This is a genomic window from Burkholderia sp. FW306-1C-G01B, from assembly GCF_058781685.1.
Window position 1 is genome coordinate 581,783 of record NZ_JBYSWZ010000002.1, and the last position, 2,703, is coordinate 584,485.

The window sequence follows — 2,703 nt, forward strand, 5'->3', positions numbered from 1 at the left end:
CTCGGTGACTTCGCTGTCCACCTCGACATCGACGGGTCTCTCGGCGGCCAATAGCTCGATCACCTCGCTGTCCACCTCGACATCGACCGGTCTCTCGTCGGCTAACAGTTCGATCACTTCACTGTCGACTTCCACGTCGACGGGCCTGTCGTCGGCTAATAGCTCGATCACTTCCCTGTCCACGTCGACCTCGACCGGCATCAGCTCGCTGTCGACCGGCCTGAGCACGGTCACGACCAAGACGGACAACCTCGGCACCAGCACGGCATCGGCACTCGGCGGCGGCGCCACGTACGACCCGACGACCGGGACGGTCTCCGCGCCGGCGTACACGACCTACAACGCGAACGGCACGACGTCGACTGCCAACAGTGTTGGCTCGGCGATCGACAACATCAACAGCCAGGGCATCAAGTACTTCCACGCGAACTCGACGGCGGCGGACAGCCAGGCCCTCGGGACCGACTCGGTCGCGATCGGCCCGAAAGCAATCGCCAACAACGCCGGCGACGTCGCGCTCGGCAGCGGCTCCGTCACCGCGGCAGCCAACCCGACACCGACCGGTACCGTCGGCGGCGTGACCAGCACGTTCGCGGGCGGTAATCCGAGCAGCGTGATCAGTGTCGGCAACGCGAGCACGAGTACCACGCGCCAGATCACCAATGTCGCGGCCGGCCAAATCACGGCGAACAGCACCGACGCGATCAACGGCTCCCAGCTCTTTGCAACCAATTCGGTCGTGAATTCGCTGTCGACGACGGTGTCGTCGTCCAGCAGCGCGATCTCGTCGCTGTCGACGGGCATCACTTCGCTGTCGACCGGTCTCAGCTCGACCAACAGCTCGGTCACGTCGCTGTCCACCTCGACTTCGACGGGTCTCTCGTCGGCCAATAGCTCGATCACTTCGCTGTCGACCTCCACGTCGACGGGTCTGTCGTCGGCTAACAGCTCCATCACGTCGTTGTCCACCTCGACTTCGACGGGCCTGTCCTCGGCGAACAGCTCCATCACGTCGCTGTCCACCTCGACTTCGACCGGCATCAACTCGCTGTCCACCGGCCTGAGTTCGGCCAACAGCTCGATCACGTCGTTGTCCACTTCGACCTCGACGGGCATCAATTCGCTGTCCACTGGCCTGAGCTCGGCCAACAGCTCGGTGACTTCGCTGTCCACTTCCACGTCGACCGGCTTGTCGTCGGCCAACAGCTCGATCACCTCGCTGTCCACCTCGACCTCGACGGGCCTCTCGTCGGCCAACAGCTCCATCACGTCGCTCTCCACGTCGACCTCGACCGGTCTGTCTTCGGCGAATAGCTCGATCACGTCGCTGTCCAGCTCGACCTCGACCGGCCTCTCGTCGGCTAACAGCTCGATCACCTCCCTGTCCACGTCGACCTCGACCGGCATCAACTCGCTGTCCACCGGCCTCAGCTCGGCCAACAGCTCGGTGACGTCGCTGTCCACCTCGACCTCGACGGGTCTCTCGTCGGCCAACAGCTCGATCACTTCGCTGTCGACTTCCACGTCGACGGGTCTGTCGTCGGCTAATAGCTCGATCTCGTCGCTTTCGACCTCGACCTCGACCGGCATCAACTCGCTGTCGACCGGCCTGAGCACGGTCACGACCAAGACGGACAACCTCGGCAACAGCACGGCATCGGCACTCGGCGGCGGCTCCACGTACGACCCGACGACCGGGACGGTCTCCGCACCGGCGTACACGACCTACAACGCGAACGGCACGACGTCGACCGCCAACAGCGTCGGCTCGGCGATCGACAACATCAACAGCCAGGGCATCAAGTACTTCCACGCGAAGTCGACCGGTGCCGACAGCGTCGCGACCGGCACCGACGCCGTCGCCATCGGCAGCGGCGCCACAGCCGGCACCAACAATTCCGTCGCGCTCGGCGCCAACTCGCAGACCGCCGCGGCCAATCCCACGAGCAGCGCGACCGTCAACGGCGTCACGTTCGGAGGATTCGCAGGCACCGCGCCGGTCGGCACCGTTAGCGTCGGCAGCCCGGGCAACGAGCGACAAATCACCAACGTCGCCGCCGGCCAGGTGACGCAGACCAGTACCAACGCGATCAATGGCAGCCAGCTTTATTCGGTTGCCCAACAGGTTGGTACCGCGACCAGCGCCATTTCGTCGCTGTCCACCTCGACCTCGACCGGCATCAATTCGCTGTCCACGGGCCTGAGCTCGACCAACAGCTCGGTGTCGTCGCTGTCGACTTCCACGTCAACGGGCCTGTCTTCGGCTAACAGCTCGATCACGTCGTTGTCCACCTCGACTTCGACGGGCTTGTCTTCGGCGAATAGTTCGATCACTTCGCTGTCCACCTCGACCTCGACCGGCATCAACTCGCTGTCCACCGGCCTCAGCTCGACCGACAGCTCGGTGACTTCGCTCTCAACCTCCACGTCGACCGGCCTGTCGTCAGCTAACAGCTCCATCACGTCGCTGTCCACCTCGACTTCGACGGGCCTGTCGTCCGCCAACAGCTCGATCACGTCGCTGTCCACTTCGACTTCGACCGGCATCAATTCACTGTCCACCGGCCTGAGCTCGACCAACAGCTCGGTGTCGTCGCTGTCGACTTCCACCTCGACGGGTCTGTCGTCGGCCAACAGCTCGATTACGTCGCTGTCCACTTCGACCTCGACCGGCATCAATTCGCTGTCCACCGGCCTCAGCTC

Annotated in this window: 1 protein-coding gene; it reads left to right on the forward strand. The window is 64.1% G+C overall.

Going from position 1 to position 2,703, the window contains the following annotated elements; genetic code table 11:
• Positions 1 to 2,703, forward strand: a 2,703-nt coding sequence (locus AC3WLY_RS06985) for a YadA family autotransporter adhesin (RefSeq protein WP_492332658.1), incomplete at both ends; no start/stop codon positions are given.